The 15,765-nt window shown below is 66.9% G+C and carries 18 protein-coding genes; 13 read left to right on the plus strand and 5 right to left on the minus strand.

Annotated elements, in window-relative coordinates; translation table 11 throughout:
- The first annotated feature begins 17 nt into the window (after positions 1 to 17).
- Complete coding sequence (gene fba / locus ACN6PJ_RS21980; protein WP_043545934.1) at positions 18 to 1,082, plus strand: class II fructose-bisphosphate aldolase; 1,065 nt, start codon at positions 18 to 20, stop codon at positions 1,080 to 1,082.
- Positions 1,083 to 1,176: 94 nt separating this feature from the next.
- On the opposite strand, the gene ACN6PJ_RS21985 is transcribed toward fba, so the two are convergent.
- On the minus strand, positions 1,177 to 1,632 hold the full coding sequence (locus ACN6PJ_RS21985; protein ID WP_427997930.1) for a GFA family protein: 456 nt from the start codon (positions 1,630 to 1,632) through the stop codon (positions 1,177 to 1,179).
- 247 nt (positions 1,633 to 1,879) lie between these two features.
- Here ACN6PJ_RS21985 and ACN6PJ_RS21990 point away from each other — a divergent pair, with 247 nt between their 5' ends.
- From ACN6PJ_RS21990 to ACN6PJ_RS22015, 6 genes are all read left to right on the plus strand, one after another.
- Positions 1,880 to 2,761, plus strand: coding sequence for a phosphoribosylaminoimidazolesuccinocarboxamide synthase (locus ACN6PJ_RS21990; protein WP_427997931.1), 882 nt, complete (start codon positions 1,880 to 1,882; stop codon positions 2,759 to 2,761).
- Between the two features lie 168 nt (positions 2,762 to 2,929).
- Complete coding sequence (locus ACN6PJ_RS21995; protein ID WP_427997932.1) at positions 2,930 to 3,088, plus strand: DUF5993 family protein; 159 nt, start codon at positions 2,930 to 2,932, stop codon at positions 3,086 to 3,088.
- 10 nt (positions 3,089 to 3,098) lie between these two features.
- Positions 3,099 to 3,671: a disulfide bond formation protein B gene (locus ACN6PJ_RS22000; RefSeq protein ID WP_427997933.1), complete on the plus strand. Its 573-nt coding sequence runs from the start codon at positions 3,099 to 3,101 to the stop codon at positions 3,669 to 3,671.
- A gap of 102 nt (positions 3,672 to 3,773) precedes the next feature.
- Entirely contained in the window at positions 3,774 to 4,295 is a 522-nt protein-coding gene (purE, locus tag ACN6PJ_RS22005) for a 5-(carboxyamino)imidazole ribonucleotide mutase (RefSeq protein WP_427997934.1), read from the plus strand.
- Positions 4,296 to 4,300: 5 nt separating this feature from the next.
- Positions 4,301 to 5,491 carry a 5-(carboxyamino)imidazole ribonucleotide synthase gene (locus ACN6PJ_RS22010; protein ID WP_427997935.1) on the plus strand — a complete coding sequence of 397 codons (1,191 nt, stop codon included), beginning with the start codon at positions 4,301 to 4,303 and terminating at the stop codon, positions 5,489 to 5,491.
- 11 nt (positions 5,492 to 5,502) lie between these two features.
- The gene (locus ACN6PJ_RS22015; protein WP_427997936.1) at positions 5,503 to 6,555 is read left to right on the plus strand and encodes an L-threonylcarbamoyladenylate synthase; all 1,053 of its coding nucleotides are present in this window, start codon (positions 5,503 to 5,505) and stop codon (positions 6,553 to 6,555) included.
- Positions 6,556 to 6,564: 9 nt separating this feature from the next.
- Here the strand turns inward: ACN6PJ_RS22015 and ACN6PJ_RS22020 are convergent, their stop codons facing one another.
- The 4 genes from ACN6PJ_RS22020 to ACN6PJ_RS22035 are packed head-to-tail and all read right to left on the minus strand — an operon-like array spanning position 6,565 to position 9,768.
- Positions 6,565 to 7,392 carry an IclR family transcriptional regulator domain-containing protein gene (locus ACN6PJ_RS22020; protein WP_427997937.1) on the minus strand — a complete coding sequence of 276 codons (828 nt, stop codon included), beginning with the start codon at positions 7,390 to 7,392 and terminating at the stop codon, positions 6,565 to 6,567.
- Positions 7,392 to 8,033, minus strand: a complete 642-nt coding sequence (locus ACN6PJ_RS22025) for a 3-oxoacid CoA-transferase subunit B (RefSeq protein WP_427997938.1) — start codon at positions 8,031 to 8,033, stop codon at positions 7,392 to 7,394. Before ACN6PJ_RS22025 ends, ACN6PJ_RS22020 begins: the two co-directional genes overlap by 1 nt.
- A 10-nt stretch (positions 8,034 to 8,043) precedes the next feature.
- Positions 8,044 to 8,724, minus strand: coding sequence for a 3-oxoacid CoA-transferase subunit A (locus ACN6PJ_RS22030; protein WP_427997939.1), 681 nt, complete (start codon positions 8,722 to 8,724; stop codon positions 8,044 to 8,046).
- Positions 8,725 to 8,769: 45 nt separating this feature from the next.
- On the minus strand, positions 8,770 to 9,768 hold the full coding sequence (locus ACN6PJ_RS22035; RefSeq protein WP_427997940.1) for a Bug family tripartite tricarboxylate transporter substrate binding protein: 999 nt from the start codon (positions 9,766 to 9,768) through the stop codon (positions 8,770 to 8,772).
- Between the two features lie 351 nt (positions 9,769 to 10,119).
- Between ACN6PJ_RS22035 and ACN6PJ_RS22040 the strand changes: the two genes are divergently transcribed.
- The 6 genes from ACN6PJ_RS22040 (at position 10,120) to ACN6PJ_RS22065 (ending at position 15,613) form a co-directional block, all read left to right on the plus strand.
- Positions 10,120 to 11,142 carry an amino acid ABC transporter substrate-binding protein gene (locus tag ACN6PJ_RS22040; RefSeq protein ID WP_427997941.1) on the plus strand — a complete coding sequence of 341 codons (1,023 nt, stop codon included), beginning with the start codon at positions 10,120 to 10,122 and terminating at the stop codon, positions 11,140 to 11,142.
- A gap of 172 nt (positions 11,143 to 11,314) precedes the next feature.
- Entirely contained in the window at positions 11,315 to 12,175 is an 861-nt protein-coding gene (locus ACN6PJ_RS22045; protein WP_427997964.1) for an IclR family transcriptional regulator, read from the plus strand.
- A gap of 216 nt (positions 12,176 to 12,391) precedes the next feature.
- The gene (locus ACN6PJ_RS22050) at positions 12,392 to 13,300 is read left to right on the plus strand and encodes an arginase family protein (protein ID WP_427997965.1); all 909 of its coding nucleotides are present in this window, start codon (positions 12,392 to 12,394) and stop codon (positions 13,298 to 13,300) included.
- Positions 13,301 to 13,344: 44 nt separating this feature from the next.
- Positions 13,345 to 14,133: an ABC transporter substrate-binding protein gene (locus ACN6PJ_RS22055; RefSeq protein ID WP_427997942.1), complete on the plus strand. Its 789-nt coding sequence runs from the start codon at positions 13,345 to 13,347 to the stop codon at positions 14,131 to 14,133.
- 30 nt (positions 14,134 to 14,163) lie between these two features.
- Positions 14,164 to 14,856: an amino acid ABC transporter permease gene (locus ACN6PJ_RS22060; protein WP_427997943.1), complete on the plus strand. Its 693-nt coding sequence runs from the start codon at positions 14,164 to 14,166 to the stop codon at positions 14,854 to 14,856.
- Between the two features lie 4 nt (positions 14,857 to 14,860).
- A complete protein-coding gene (locus tag ACN6PJ_RS22065; RefSeq protein ID WP_427997944.1) occupies positions 14,861 to 15,613 on the plus strand; it encodes an amino acid ABC transporter ATP-binding protein in 753 nt (250 codons plus the stop codon).
- Positions 15,614 to 15,765 lie beyond the last annotated feature (152 nt).

The following is a 15,765-nucleotide window of genomic DNA, read 5'->3' on the forward strand; positions in this document are numbered from 1 at the left end:
CCTAAGGAGGACCACTCATGGCCCTAGTCTCCATGCGCCAGTTGCTCGACCACGCCGCCGAGCACGGCTACGGCATTCCCGCTTTCAACGTCAACAACCTGGAGCAGGTCCAGGCCATCATGGAAGCCGCTGCGGAGACCGACAGCCCGGTGATCATGCAGGCCTCGGCCGGCGCGCGCAAGTACGCGGGCGAAGGCTTCCTGAAGTACCTGATCCAGGCCGCCGTGGAATCCTATCCGCACATCCCCGTGGTCATGCACCAGGACCACGGCCAGTCGCCCAAGATCTGCCAGGGCGCCATCGACCTGGGCTTCTCCAGCGTCATGATGGACGGCTCGCTCAAGGAAGACGGCAAGACCATCGCCGACTACGACTACAACGTGGACGTGACCAAGAAGGTCGTGGACATCGCCCACAAGCTGGGCGTGACGGTCGAAGGCGAACTGGGCTGCCTGGGCTCGCTGGAAACCATGCAGGGCGACAAGGAAGACGGCCACGGCGCCGACGGCAAGCTCACCATGGACCAGCTGCTGACGGATCCGGAGCAGGCCGCCGACTTCGTGCGCAAGACCCAGCTCGACGCGCTGGCCATCGCCATCGGCACCAGCCACGGCGCCTACAAGTTCACGCGCAAGCCCACCGGCGACATCCTGTCGATCTCCCGCATCAAGGAAATCCACGCCCGCCTGCCCAACACCCACCTGGTGATGCACGGCAGCTCCAGCGTGCCGCAGGAACTGCTGGCCGAGATCCGCGAATTCGGCGGCAACATGAAGGAAACCTACGGCGTGCCCGTCGAGGAAATCCAGGAAGCCATCAAGTACGGCGTGCGCAAGATCAATATCGACACCGATATCCGCCTGGCCATGACGGGCGCGATCCGCCGCTTCTTCGCCGAAAACCCGGAGAAGTTCGACCCGCGCGAATACCTGAAGCCGGCCCGCGCCGCCGCCAAGGCCATCTGTGTCGCCCGCTACACGCAGTTCGGCACCGCCGGCAACGCCAGCAAGATCAAGGCGCTGCCGCTGACCGAAATCGCCGCCCAGTACGCCTCGGGCAAGCTGGCCCAGGTGGTCCAGTAAGCATCGTCGGGCCCCGGCTGCCGGGGCCACGGATGAAAAGGGCGGGTCCTTGCGGACCCGCTTTTTTTTGCCCGGGCGGCCTGGCGCGTTTTCGCTAGGAGGCCGGGGAATTGCGGGGAAAGTGCGGCACGCTGCGGTCCACGTGGTGCCACGACGGGGCCGAGCCGGTCCAGAGGCTGACCCGGGCGCGGAAGGCTTCGGGATCGTCCAGCGAGCCTGCCCGCAGCACTTCGTAGCCCATGCCGGCCGAGCTGCCGAACAGCGGCGTGCCGCAGTCCGCGCAGAAGCTGCGCATGACCGTGTGGCCCGAATCCCCGCGGTAGCGGTGTTCCTTGGCCTGGCCGCGCAAAAGAGTGATGGAGCCGGCGGGGAAGATCAATGCGTGGGCCGGGGCGCCGCCGCTGGAATACTGGCAGTCCCGGCAATGACAGGTGGCGGCCGAAATAGGCTCGTCGGTGATGGCGTAGCGGATGGCGCCGCACTGGCAGCCGCCGGTCAAGTGCACCTGCGCGTCGGCGTGGGTGCTGCGTTTGAGGGAAGCATCCTGCATACGGCTCTGTCTCCGGACTCGGTGAAACGACAGCCTAACCCGGGCGCCGGGCGGCGTCGAGGGGGAGGGCGGGCCGGCCCCGGCCCGGCCGGGAGTCCGGCAAACCCGGCCCATTTGCAGTAACCTATGCGCTTTGCAGGACCGCGCCCCGCGCCGGCCCTGCCCGCGGTTCCCGGATTCCGTTCTACTTCCCGCCCTGGCGCCTGCCCGAGGCGGGAATCTTCATTATTGCCATAGGCCATTTCCCGTGACTTCTGCTTTGCATCAATCCAGCATCAAGTCCTTGCCGCTGCTGGGCCGCGGTAAGGTGCGCGATATGTACGCGGTGGGCGACGACAAGTTGCTGATCGTCGCGTCGGATCGCATCTCCGCCTTCGACGTGATCCTCGACGACCCCATCCCCGGCAAGGGGCAGGTGCTGACCGAGCTGACCGAATTCTGGCTGCAGAAGCTGGCCCACATCCTGCCGAACCATTCCACGGGCGTAAAGCCCGAAGACGTGGTGGCCCCGGACGAAGTGGACCAGGTGCGCGGCCGCGCCGTCGTCGTCAAGCGCCTGAAGCCCATCCTGGTCGAGGCGGTCGCCCGCGGCTATCTGATCGGTTCGGGCTGGAAGGACTACCAGGCCACGGGCTCGGTCTGCGGCATCAAGCTGCCCGCCGGGCTGCAGCAGGCCAGCCAGCTGCCGGAACCCATTTTCACGCCGGCGGCCAAGGCCGAATTCGGCATGCACGACGAAAACGTGGACTTCGCGCACGTGGTCAAGGAAGTCGGCCAGGAAATGGCCGAGCGCATCCGCGACGTGACGCTCAAGCTCTACACCGAGGCGTCGAAGTTCGCGGCCACCAAGGGCATCATCATCGCCGACACCAAGTTCGAATTCGGGCTGGACGACGACGGCACGCTGTACCTGATGGACGAAGTGCTGACGCCCGATTCCTCGCGCTTCTGGCCCGCCGACGGCTACCGCGTGGGCATCAGCCCCCCGTCGTTCGACAAGCAGTTCGTGCGCGACTGGCTGGAAACCCAGACCTGGGACAAGACGCCGCCCGCGCCGCGCCTGCCCCGGGACGTCCTGGAAAAGACGGCCGCCAAGTACCGCGAAGCCCTGGATCGCCTGGTCGCCTGACCGGGCGTCCCCGAGGCAAGAGAAAACCGCTCGTATCGGGCGGTTTTTTTTTCGCGTCTGCGCAGGCGGATGGGCGGCGCTCCGGGTATTCGATAACATTTATTGCGTATTGTTACGTTATACTTTTCGGCTGCTTGTATCGGGACGTCCCAGAAAGGAGCGCTACGCATGGTAATGATGTTGCCTTTCCTGACCGGCCTGGTCGCAGTGGGGTTCGGGATGCTTGGAAAGCGCCGCCCCTGCGTGACCTTCTGGCTGCTCACCCTGGCGATCTTCGCCGCCTGGTGCCAATACCACATGACCAGCCCCCTGGCGCTGTCGTTCTAAGGGCCGGGCGATGATCTTCTCCCGCAATCCCGCGCGCGGCTCGCGCATCCTGAACGGCCTGGCGTTGCTGGGAGTCACCACGGCCCTGGGCATGGCGTTCTTCTGGCAGTTCGCCTATGGCGAGCTGCCGTGCCCCCTGTGCCTGCTGCAGCGCGTGGCGCTGATCCTCGCGGGCGTGGGTTTCCTGCTGAACCTGCGGCTGGGCCCATCTCCCATGCACTACGCGATGAGCATCGCGGCCGCGCTGGGCGGCATGCTGGCCTCGGGCCGGCAGGTGCTCCTGCACATCGCGCCCGGGGATCCCGGTTACGGCGCCCCGTTCCTGGGCCTGCACTTCTATACCTGGGCGTTCATCGCCTTCGTAGCCATCATCGCATTCTGCGCGGTCATGCTGTCGGCCGACCGCAAGTGGGGCGACAGCATGCTGAAAAAGCCGGTGTCGGTGCTGGGCGTCCTGGTCATGGCCCTGTTTTTCATCGCCACGCTGGCCAACGTCGGCAGCACCACGCTGGAATGCGGCTTCGGGCCCTGCCCGGACGATCCCACCGGCTATCTGTGGCTGGATTCCGGCGCCGCGCGGTAGCCGCGCGTCCTCCCGGTTAAAATACCCGGTTTCGCGGCCTGGTTCCGCGGTCCTCCGACTCTCCGCGGCCCCGCGCCGCGGTCTCAACTTCAGACACCGGTTATGACAGCCAAGACTTCCGCAGCCGCCGAGGCCACCCCTGTGGTGGGCGTGATTATGGGTTCTTCCAGCGATTGGGAGGTCATGAAGAACGCCGTCACCATGCTGGAGGACTTCGGCGTGCCGTACGAGGCGCGCGTGATTTCCGCGCATCGCATGCCGCAGGACATGGCCGAGTACGGCGCCGCCGCGCATGAGCGCGGCCTGCGCGGCATCATCGCCGGCGCAGGCGGCGCGGCGCATCTGCCGGGCATGATGGCGGCGCTGACCGAAGTGCCGGTGTTCGGCGTGCCGGTGCCGTCCAAGTACCTGCGTGGCGAAGACTCGCTGCTCTCCATTGTGCAGATGCCCAAGGGCGTGCCGGTGGCCACCTTCGCGATCGGCGAAGCCGGGGCCGCCAACGCGGCGCTGCACGTGATCGCCACGCTGGCGGGCACGGATGCCGGCCTGCACAAGAAGCTGGTGGCGTTCCGCGCCCGCCAGACGCAGGCCGCGCGCGACATGAAGGTTCCGCCCGAGGCTTGATCAGAATGACCCAATCCACTGCTTTCATGATCGCGCCCGGCGGCTGGCTGGGCATGCTGGGAGGCGGCCAGCTGGGCCGCATGTTCTGCCACGCGGCGCAAAGCCTGGGCTACAAGGTCGCGGTGCTGGATCCGGCGGCCGAGTGCCCGGCGGGCATGGTGGCCGACCTGCATATCCAGGCCGCCTACGACGACGAGGACGGGCTGGCGCGCCTCGCGCAGACCTGTCAGGCCGTGACGACCGAATTCGAGAACGTGCCCGCCGACAGCCTGCGCACGCTCGCCACGCGCTGCCGCGTGAGCCCGGCGGGCGACGCCGTGGCCATCGTGCAGGACCGCATCGCCGAAAAGACCTTCATCGCCTCGCAGGGCATCCCCGTGGCGCCGCATGCGGCCATCCGCAGCGAGGCCGACCTGCGCGCCGCGCCGGACGGTCTGTTCCCCGGCATCTTGAAAGTGGCCCGCCTGGGCTACGACGGCAAGGGCCAGGCCCGCATCGCCACGCGCGACGAGGCGCTGGCTGCGTTCGCCGAATTCGGCGGCGTGGCTTGCGTGCTGGAAGCGTTGATGCCGCTGGACTACGAGATCTCGGTGGTGCTCGCGCGCGGCTTCGACGGCGCCAGCTTGGTGTTCCCCGTGGCGCGCAATGTGCACCGCGACGGCATCCTGGCGGTTTCCACCGCCGCGCCGGTCCAGCAGGACGCGGCCCATGCCGAGCGCCAGGCCCGCGCCACGCAGGCGGCTCAGTCCATCGCGCAGGGCCTGGGTTACCACGGCGTGCTGTGCGTGGAGTTCTTCGTGCTCAAGGACGGCAGCCTGATCGTCAACGAAATCGCGCCGCGTCCGCACAACAGCGGCCACTACACGATGGACGCCTGCCTCTCCAGCCAGTTCGAGCAGCAGGCGCGCGCCATGGCCGGCCTGCCGCTGGGCGGCACGGATCTGCTGGCGCCCGCGGTCATGCTGAACATCCTGGGCGACATCTGGTATCCGTCGGCCACGGCCACGACGCAGCGCGAACCCGATTGGGCCGCGGCCCTGGCGGTGCCCACGGCCAAGCTTCACCTGTACGGCAAGCGCGAAGCGCGCCGCGGCCGCAAGATGGGCCACGTCACCATCGTGGCGCCCACCTTGCAGCAAGCGCGCGACGACGCCGCGCGCGTGGCGGCGGCGCTGGGCATGCAGGCTCCCGAGTAAGCGCGGCTTCGATGAATTCCCACCAGTCCTCGGATTCCGCCAGCGCGGCGGAGATCGCCCAAGCCGCCCAGCGCCTGCTGGACGGCGAACTGGCCGCCTTTCCCACCGAGACCGTCTATGGCCTGGGCGCGGACGCGGAAAACCCGCAAGCGGTGGCCAGGATCTACGCGGCCAAGGGCCGGCCCTCCAACCATCCCGTCATCGTGCACATCGCGCCGCAAGGCGACGTGTCGTACTGGGCGGCGGAGGTGCCGCCCGAGGCGCGCCTGCTGATCGACGCCTTCTGGCCCGGCCCCCTGACCCTGATCCTCAAGCGCGCGCCGCACATCGCCGATACGGTAAGCGGCGGCCAGGACAGCATCGGCATCCGCTGCCCCTCGCACCCGGTGGCGCAGGCGCTGCTGGCGGCCTTCGCGGCCGGCAAGCCGAACGGGCAGGGCGGCGTGGCCGCGCCGTCGGCCAACAAATTCGGCCAGGTGTCGCCCACGCGCGCCGAGCACGTGCGCAGCGAATTCCCCGAGGAAGTCGCGGCCGGCATGCCCGTGCTGGAAGGGGGGGCATCCGAGGTCGGCATCGAATCCACCATCCTCGACCTGTCGCGCCTGGACCGGGGGGCGGGCCCGGTGCTGCTGCGTCCCGGCCACATCAGCGCCGCGCAGATCGAAGCCGTGCTGGGCGTGCAGGTGTTCGCCCCGGACGCCGCGGCGCCGCGCGCCTCGGGCACGCTGAAGGCGCACTACGCGCCGCGCACCGCGTTGGAGCTGGCCACGGATGAGCGGCTTCATGATGTGGAGCAGGGCCGCGACCTGCCGCAGGGCCGGGTGGTCGTGGTCGCCTATGGCGACGCGCCGGCCGTCCTGGACCCGCGCGTGCAATGGCAGCCCGTGCCGGCGGACCCGGCGCGCTACGCGCAGGCGCTGTACGGCCTGCTGCGCGACCTGGACAAGCAGGGCTACGCCCGTATCATCGTGCAGGCGCCGCCCGCCACCGACGACTGGCACGCCGTCAACGACCGCATCGGCCGCGCCGCCGCCGCCTTCACCCTCGATACGACGGACCTGTAGGAAGGGGCGTCACGCCGCCAGGAATTCCCCTATCCGTTCCACGGCCTGCCGCAAGGGCGGCAGGAATTCCTCCGTCAGCCGGTTCAACGGCACCCTGGCGGCCTTCACGCTGACGTTTACCGCGCCGCAGGCCTTGCCGCTGGCCGAACGCACGGCCACCGAGATGGCGCGCACGTTCAATTCCAGTTCCTGGTCGACGACCGCGTAGTCCTGCTCCCGGATGCGGGCGAGTTCGGCGCGCAGCTTGTCCTCGGCGATCACGGTGAATTCGGTATAGGGTTGCAGTTCGGTCGCGGCGAAGTAGCGGGCGAGGGCGGGCTCCGGCAACTGCGCGAGCAGCACGCGCCCGATGGACGTGCAGTAGGCCGGCAGCCTGCTGCCCAGGCCCATCGAGGTGGCCAGCAGGCGGTGGACCTCGGAGCGGGCCAGGTACAGCATTTCGTGGCCTTCCATGATGGCCAGCGCGCAGGTTTCGTTCACGGTGGCGCTGAGTTCTTCCAGCACGGGCTGCGCCAGCGATACGAACGGCGTCGACGAAAAGTAAGCATAGCCCAGGCCCAGGATGCGGGGCGTCAGCACATACAGCCGGTCGTGCTGCTCGGCCATGCCCAGCAGGATGAGCGTGTGCAGGCAGCGCTGCACGACGGCGCGGGGCAGGCCCGCGCGCCGGCTCAGTTCGGCGGCCGTCTGCGGCTGGCGGCGCGTGCCGAAGGCGCGGATCACGTGCAGGCCGCGGGCCAGCGTGAGCATGTAGTCCGGATCTCCGCGCAGCTGGTCGGGATGGTCTTCCGCCGCCAGCGGCGCGGCGTAGCCGGGAGGGGGAAGATTGGGCCGCATCAGTCCGCGCGCAGAGGCGCGCCGGTGCGCGCCTGCAGTTCTTTCAGGGTCATGCCGTCGATCATATCCCGGACCCGCAATCCATCGGGCGTCACGTCGATAACGGCCAGGTCGGTATAGATGCGGTCCACCACGCCCGCGCCCGTCAGCGGATAGGCGCAGCGCTCGACGATCTTCGGGTCGCCGTTCTTGGCGTTGTGCTCCATCATGATGTAGACGCTGCGCGCGCCCACGGCCAGGTCCATCGCGCCGCCCACGGCGGGCGCTTCGCCCTCCCGGCCGAGCGACCAGTTGGCCAGGTCCCCGTTGGCGGCCACCTGCATTCCGCCCATGACGCAGATGTCCAGATGGCCGCCCCGCATCATGGCGAACGAATCCGCGTGGTGGAAGTACGAGCCGCCTTCAAGCAGGGTCACGGGCTGCTTGCCGGCGTTGATCAGGTCCAGGTCGAGGTCCGCTTCCGGCGGCGGAGGACCCATGCCCAGAATGCCGTTTTCGCTGTGCAGCACGATTTCACGGCCGGGCGGCAGGTGAGCGGCCACCAGCACGGGCATGCCAATGCCCAGGTTGACATAGCTGCCGTCGGGGATGTCCAGCGCCAGGCGGCGCGCCATGGCCTCGCGGGTCAGGGGTTGGAACATATGGGCTTCCTCAGCTGGAGAAGGCGGCGTTGGCCACCTGGGTGACGCGCTTGACGAAGATGCCGGGCGTGACGATGGCCTCGGGCGGCAATTCGCCCAGCGCCACCTTGGCCCGCACCTGCGCGATCGCGACCTTGGCCGCCATGCACATGATGGGCCCGAAGTTGCGCGCGCTCTTGTTGTAGGTGAGGTTGCCCCAGCGGTCGGCCAGGTCCGCCTTCACCAGCGCGAAATCGCCGTGCAGGGGCCGCTCGAAGACATGGCCGCGGCCGTCGATGATGCGGGTCTCCTTGCCCTGCGCGAGTTCCGTGCCGTAGGCGGTGGGCGTGAAGAAGCCGCCCAGCCCGGCGCCGGCCGCCCGCAGCCGTTCGGCGATGGTGCCCTGGGGCACGCATTCGAGTTCGATGCGGCCCTCGCGGTACAGGCCGTCGAAGACCCAGGAATGCGAGGCCTTGGGAAACGAGCAGATCACCTTGCGCACGCGCCCCGCCTTGATCAGCGCGGCCAGGCCGGTCTCGTGGTTGCCCGCGTTGTTGCTGACGACGGTGAGCTCGCGCGCGCCTTGTTCGATCAGGGCATGGATCAACTCCGTGGGCATGCCCGCTCCGCCGAAACCGCCGACCAGCACGGTGGCCCCGTCGTGGATGTCGGAGACGGCCGCCTCGGGAGTGTCGAAAAACTTGTCGATCATGGTGGATCCCGTCAGGGGCGGGCGCGGCGGGCGCGCCCGCCGCATTCAGTTCACGGTGATGTGCGCCTGTTTGATGATTTCGGCGTAGCGCGCCGAGTCCTTCTTCATCAGCGCCGCGAATTGTTCGGTGGTGCCGCCCGCGGGCAGGAAGCCCGCGTCCAGGAATTTCTGCCTGACATCGGGTTCCTTGACGATTTCGCTGATCTCGCGCGCCATGCGTTCGATGATGGGCTTGGGCGTGTTCGCCGGCGCCATCAGCCCGGCCCAGGAGCCGGTGACGAAGCCGGGCAGGCCGGCCTCCTCCATGGTGGGGATGTCGGGTTCGGTCGGCCAGCGCTCCTTGCCGGTGAACGCCAGCGCCTTCAGGCGGTTCTGCTTTACGTATTGCATCGGCACCAGGATAGGGTCGAACACCATGGATACGCGCCCGCCCAGCAGATCGGTCAGGATGGGAGCGCTGCCCTTGTAGGCCACGTGCGTCATTGTGATCTTGCTTTGCAGGGCGAAGTCGGCGCCGGTCAGGTGCGCGCTGGACCCGTTGCCGCTGGAGGCGTAGGTGAGCTTGTCCGGATTCTTGCGGGCGTAGGCGACCAGGTCCGCCACGGTTTTCACCGGCAGGTCTTCGGCAACGAACAGGAACAGCGGCAGGTCGGCCATCTGCACCACAGGCGTCAGGTCGGCCGGGCTGTAGGCCAGCTTGTACAGATGGAAGTTGATGATGTAGGCCGGCAGCATGGACAGGAAGGTGTAGCCGTCCGGCTCCGCCTTGGCGGCCATGGCCGAACCCACGCTGCTGTTGGCGCCCGGCCGGTTTTCCACGACGATGGTCTGCTTCAGGCGCGGCCCCAGCTTTTCCATCACGATGCGGGTGACGATGTCGGTCGATCCGCCGGGCGTGTAGGGGACGATGATCTTGATGGGCTTGTTCGGCCAGTCGTCCGCCGCTTGGGCGGGGCCGGCGGCCAGTCCCGCGGCGGTCAGGACCGCGCACAACAGGGTCTTCAGGGTGTGGCGGCGAAGCCGCGATTTGCTTGCATATGCCATGGAATCTGTCTCCTCCATGAATCGGCCGTCTAGGGATGCGCGTCCGTGCATCGATGGCGCGCCCTTTTTTTAGCGGTGGCGGCTGTGGCTGCGAACGGCCAGAGCGCGAAAAAAGTATGGCACGCGGGCAAAGACGTGCGCGCCGCGCGGCCGGGCGATAAAGTTCGATCACCGGACAACGGGAAAACTCGCCCGCGGGCCGGCGTTTCCCTCGGGTTTCCACTAGGCCGCGTCGCGTTGTTCACGCCGTGGACATCGCTTAATCTGGCGGCCGGCCCTGTAAAGCTGGGCCTGGTTTCAAACGCAGCCGGCTTACAAGCCGGCGCGGCATCCATCTCAGGAGAGGCAATAATGAAGCGGTCCATCTTGTTTGCAGCCAGTGCCCTTGCCCTGGCTTGCGCGTCGCAGGCGGCGGTGGCGGGTCCCACCCTGGACGCGGTTAAGAAAAAGGGGTTCGTCCAATGCGGCCTGACCGACGGGGTCTCGGGCTTCTCGGCGACGAACAGCAAGGGCGAATGGGAAGGCATGGACGTGGACATCTGCCGCGCCGTCGCCGCGGCCGTGTTCGGTGATCCGACCAAATTCAAGGGGACCGCGCTGTCCACCCAGCAGCGCTTCACCGCGCTGCAATCGGGCGAAGTGGACGTGCTGCTGCGCACCGTCACGCTGACGCAGACGCGCGATACGTCGCTGGGCCTGTCGGCCGTCGCCGCCAGCTTCTATGACGGCCAGGGCATCCTGGTGAGCAAGAAGCTGGGCGTCAAGAGCGCCAAGGAACTCAACGGCGCCACGGTCTGCGTGCAGCCGGGCACCACCACCGAACTCAACCTGGCGGATTGGTTCCGCGCGAACAACATCGAATTCAAGCCCGTCGTGATCGACAAGGTGACCGAAGTCGTGCGCGCCTTCGAGTCCGGCCGCTGCGATGCGTTCACCGACGACTCTTCGCAACTTGCCGCCGTGCGGGCCACGCAGGTCGCCAACCCCGACGACTACGAAATCCTGCCGGAACGCTTCTCCAAGGAACCGCTCGGCCCGATGGTCCGGCAGGGCGATGAAAACTGGCTGGGCATCGTGCGCTGGACGCTGTTTGCGCTGATGGAGGCCGAGGAATACGGCATCACGCAAAAGAACGTGGACGAGATGCTCAAGAGCAAAAACCCCAATATTTCGCGCATCCTCGGCGTGACCCCGGGCGCTGGCAAGAACATGGGCCTGGACGAAAAGTGGGCCTACAACGCGATCAAGGCCGTGGGCAACTATGGCGAGGTCTTCGACCGCAACGTCGGCAAGGACAGCAAGCTGGGCCTGCAGCGCGGCACGAACGCGCTGTGGAGCAAGGGCGGCGCCATGTACCCGTGGCCGATACGTTGAAGCGCTCGCGGGCGTGACGAACGGCCCAGGCTCGCGCCTGGGCTTTTTTTGGCCATCGGACGCGGGCAGGCGGGCGTCGGCGCATCCCTTGACGCCCCCGATTCGCGGTGCGATATGAGCGCACCGTAATACGGTACGCTATGCGCTTTCCCATCGGACGCGCTGCGCCATGATACCGACCCGAAACGCCGAGGACTCTCCCCTGTACATCACCGCGCTGGCGCGCGGCGTTTCCGTCCTGCGGGCGTTCAGCGAGGGGCAGCCGGCCATGACCTTGCCGGAGCTGGCCGACGCGACCGGCCTGAGCAAGAGCTCCGTCCAGAGGTTTGCCCATACGCTCTGGACACTGGGCTATTTGCGCAAGGACCCGGGCAGCAAGAAGTTCTCGCTGGCGCCGTGGTCCCTGGAACTGGGCATGAAGTATGTGCAGACCAGCCCGCTGGTGCTGGGGGGCAATCCCTTTTTGCACATGCTGAACCGCAACAGCCAGGAAACCTGCAGCCTGGCCGAGCCCGATGGCCTGGACATGGTCTATGTCGCGCGGTTCGCGACCCACAAAGAGATGTTCGTGAACATGCCGGTAGGCATGCGGCTGCCTCTGTATTGCACGGCGGCGGGCCGCGCGGTGCTGGCCAGGCTGGACGCTTCCGTGGCGCGCGGCCTGCTGGAGCGCTGCGACCGCAAGGCATACACGGTGGGAACGATCACGGACATGGACGCCTTGCTGGCGGAACTGGAATTCGCGCGGCGCCATGGCTATGCGCGCTCCAATGGCGAGTTCTATCCGGGCGACATCACGGTCAGCGCCGCCGTGCTGGACGCCGGGGGCACGCCGGTGGGGGCGGTGAACGTGTCGGTGCCGTCCAGCCGCTGGTCGTTCGAACAGGCGCAAGCGGTATTCGGCCCGCAGGTCATGGAAACCGCGCACGCCATCAGCGCGTCGCGCACCCTGGGCCGCACGCGCCCATTCTACGAAATGGAGCCTCCGGGAGGCGCCTTGCGCGGCGCGCCGATGGAAGCCGAGAGCCTCTAATTCCGATAAATTCACTCAACTAATTTTCCAGCCTTTAGGGGAAACTCCCTAATTGGCGGCCTGTGCTCGTGCTTGATACTCTTATTTCGCCATAAGCGTATCGCATAGCGATTCAGTCGAATCTAAATAGCTCGGCGATGTACGAGCCGGGCGCCGCACAGGAGCCGTGTTGTGCAGCAGTCAGCCGAAGTCTGTTTCCATCCCGTGTCGGGATTCATGGGCCTGCCGTCCGTCCGCGCCGCAGGAACCGGCGAGGCGCGAGCCTGCGTGGTGGGCATCCCCTTCGATTGCGGCACGCATCCGTTCCGCGTGGGGTCGCGCCAGGGGCCGGACGCCATCCGTGAGCAATCGAGGCTATTGCGCCCCGTCGACATCTTTCGCCGCAACGGCATCGACAATCCGCCCGAGTTCCTGCGCGCCATCGACGTGGGCAACGTCGCCTGCCATCCGGGCGATCCCGAGGCGTCCTATCCGCTGATCGAGGCCGGCATCGGCGCCATCCTCGACCGGGGCGCGATTCCCATTTCCATGGGCGGCGATGGTGCGGTAACGCTGCCGCAGCTGCGCGCGGTGGCGCGGCGCCATCCGGATTTCGTCGTGCTGCATTTCGATTCGCACACCGACACCTATCCCATCCCCGGCTACAACACGGCCACCACGTTCACGCGGGCGGCGGAAGAGGGCCTGCTGGACGTGGCCTCCAGCTTCCACGTGGGCACGCGCGGAAGCTCGTTCATGCCGGGCGTGCTGGAGTTCGGCCGAGAGGTGGGCTACACGATCGTGCCCTACGAGGATTTCGACCGCGACCAGCAGGCCGCGCTTGCCGACATCAAGCGGCGCATCGGCCAGCGGCCGGTCTACCTGTGCTTCGACATGGACATCTTCGACCCCTCCTGCGCGCCGGGCGTCTGCACGCCGGAGTGGGGTGGGCTCTCTCCCAAGGAAGGGCTGGCGCTGCTGCGCCAGCTCGCGGGCCTGAACTTCGTGGCGTTCGACGTCAACACCGTGTCGCCGCCGCAGGACGTGCAGGGCGCCACGGCCTTCCTGGCGGCCACCGTCATGCAGGAATTCTGCGCGTTGGCGGCGGCGGCAGTGCAGCAGTACCCGCAGGGGCGCCCGGCCTGAGCCGGCGAGACCTTGCCATCCAATTTCATCCAAGGGGAAAAACGATGAAGCTCACATCCATCCTGCTGGGCTTGGCGGCGGCCGGCCTGCTCATTCAATCCGGCGCGCAGGCGCGCACGCTGGACGAAGTCCGCTCGGACAGGACCCTCAACGTCGTCACGACCGCATCGGCGCCGCCGCACGGCTTCAAAAATCCGAAATCCAACCAGCTGGAAGGCATCATGGTGGACGTGGCGGCAGCCGTGGCCAAGCACCTGAAGGTTGCGGACAAGCTGTCCGACGTGCCGTTCTCCGGCCTGATCCCGACCCTGACCTCCGGCCGCGCCGATGTCATGTCCGCGCCGCTGTTCATCACGGAGGAGCGCGCCAAGGCCATCGATTTTTCCGCGCCGGTCTACGAATGGGGCGAGGGCGTCGTGGTCAGCGACAAGGCCGACAGGAAATACGGCAAGTTCGAGGACATGAAGGGCAGGCGCGTCGGCGTGCTGGTGGACTCGGTGCAGTTCAACATGATCAAGGACATGCCCGGCACCAAGGTCTCCACCTACCAGGACTACTCCACGCTGCTGGCCGACGTGCGCGCGGGCCGCATCGATCTGGGCATCGTGGATCCGCCCAGCATCGTCTATCAGATCAAGACCAAGAACATTCCGGGCGTGAAGCTCGATACGGGCTATCAGCCCCAGCGCAAGTGGCAGGTGGGCATGGCCGTGCAAAAGGGCAATACGGCGCTGCTGGAGGCGGTCAACGCGGCGCTGGCCGAGATGAAGAAGAACGGCGAACTCGCCGCCATCGGACAGAAGTGGGGCGTGCCGGACCTGATCAGCAAGTAAGCCCGCAACCGCAAGGACAAGGAGCACGTCTTGGATCTCGCTACCCTGCGCATGTACCTGACTCCCCTGGCCGAGGGCACGGTCTGGACCCTGGCGCTGTTTTTCACTTCGGCTTTCCTGGCGGTGGCGCTGGGCCTGGTCGTCTGTCTTTGCCGTCTTTCGCCCTCTCCGGTGCTGAGCCGGGTGGCGCGGTTCTACATCGACGTGATACGGGGCACGCCGCTGCTGCTGCAGCTGTTCTACATCTACTACGGCCTGCCGGAAATGGGCGTGGTGATCAACGGCTTCGTCGCCGGCGTGCTCGGCCTGACCCTCAATTTCGGCGCCTATCTGGCCGAACTCTTCAGAAGCGGCATACAGTCGGTGGACACGGGCCAGTACGAGGCGGCCCGCGCGCTGGGGCTGCGCAAGGTGCAGCGTTTGCGCCGCATCGTCCTGCCGCAGGCGTTGCGCACGGTGTTTCCGGCCCTGGGCAACTATGCGCTGGTGCTGATCAAGGAAACCTCGCTGGTCGCCGTCATCAGCGTCTATGAACTGATGCGGGCGGGCGAGATGCTGGCCGGGGCCACGTTCCAGGCGCTGACGGTCTACACGATGGTGGGCGTCATCTACTTCGCCATGTGCAGCGTCCTGTCGTATGTGTTCCGCCGTTCCGAAAAGCGCCTGACCGTGCCGGGCTACTGGAGCGGCGCCGGCGAAAACCACGATATTTCGAAGGCCTGACGCGATGGATGGATTGAACGCTTCCGCCCCGATCATCACGATGCAGGGCGTGTGCAAATGGTATGGCGATTTCCAGGTGCTGGACGATCTCGAGCTGGATGTGCTGCCCGGGGAAAAGCTGATCCTCTGCGGCCCGTCCGGTTCCGGCAAGTCCACCACCATACGGCTCCTGAACCGGTTGGAGGAGCATCAGAAAGGCCGCATCGTCGTCGACGGCATAGAGCTCAACGAAGACGTGAAGAACATCGAGCGCATCCGCGCCGAGGTCGGGATGGTGTTCCAGCATTTCAACCTGTTCCCGCACCTGACCGTGCTGGAGAACTGCACGCTGGCGCCGATGCTGGTCAAGGGCGTGCCGCAGGCGCAGGCCGAATCCTGCGCGATGGACTATCTGGAACGCGTCAAGATCCCGCAACACGCGGCCAAGTACCCGGGCCAGTTGTCGGGCGGCCAGAAGCAGCGCGTGGCGATCGCGCGGGCCCTCTGCATGCAACCCAAGATCATGCTGTTCGACGAGCCCACTTCCGCGCTGGACCCGGAAATGGTCAAGGAAGTGCTGGACACCATGGTCGCGCTGGCGCGGGATGGCATGACCATGGTGTGCGTGACGCACGAAATGGGTTTCGCGCGCGAAGTGGGCGACCGGGTCGTGTTCATGGACCAGGGCGCGATCGTGGAAGCGGACACGCCGGATAATTTCTTCCGCGCGCCGCGTTCCGAGCGGGCGCAGGCGTTCCTGGGGCAGATACTGGCTTGAGCGCGGGCGGCCGTCCCTTGCAGGCCGCTTCCGCGCAGGGCGGTTCGCCGCTTTGTTCCGGCAGGCGGAATGCGCGGGAATGGTTCCATGCGCGCAAGCGAAAATGGTTCTACCCCGCCCCGCCCGGGCTACCTATGATGTCCATCACGCGG

This window comes from Achromobacter sp. (assembly GCF_050285585.1).
Taxonomy (GTDB): domain Bacteria; phylum Pseudomonadota; class Gammaproteobacteria; order Burkholderiales; family Burkholderiaceae_B; genus Achromobacter.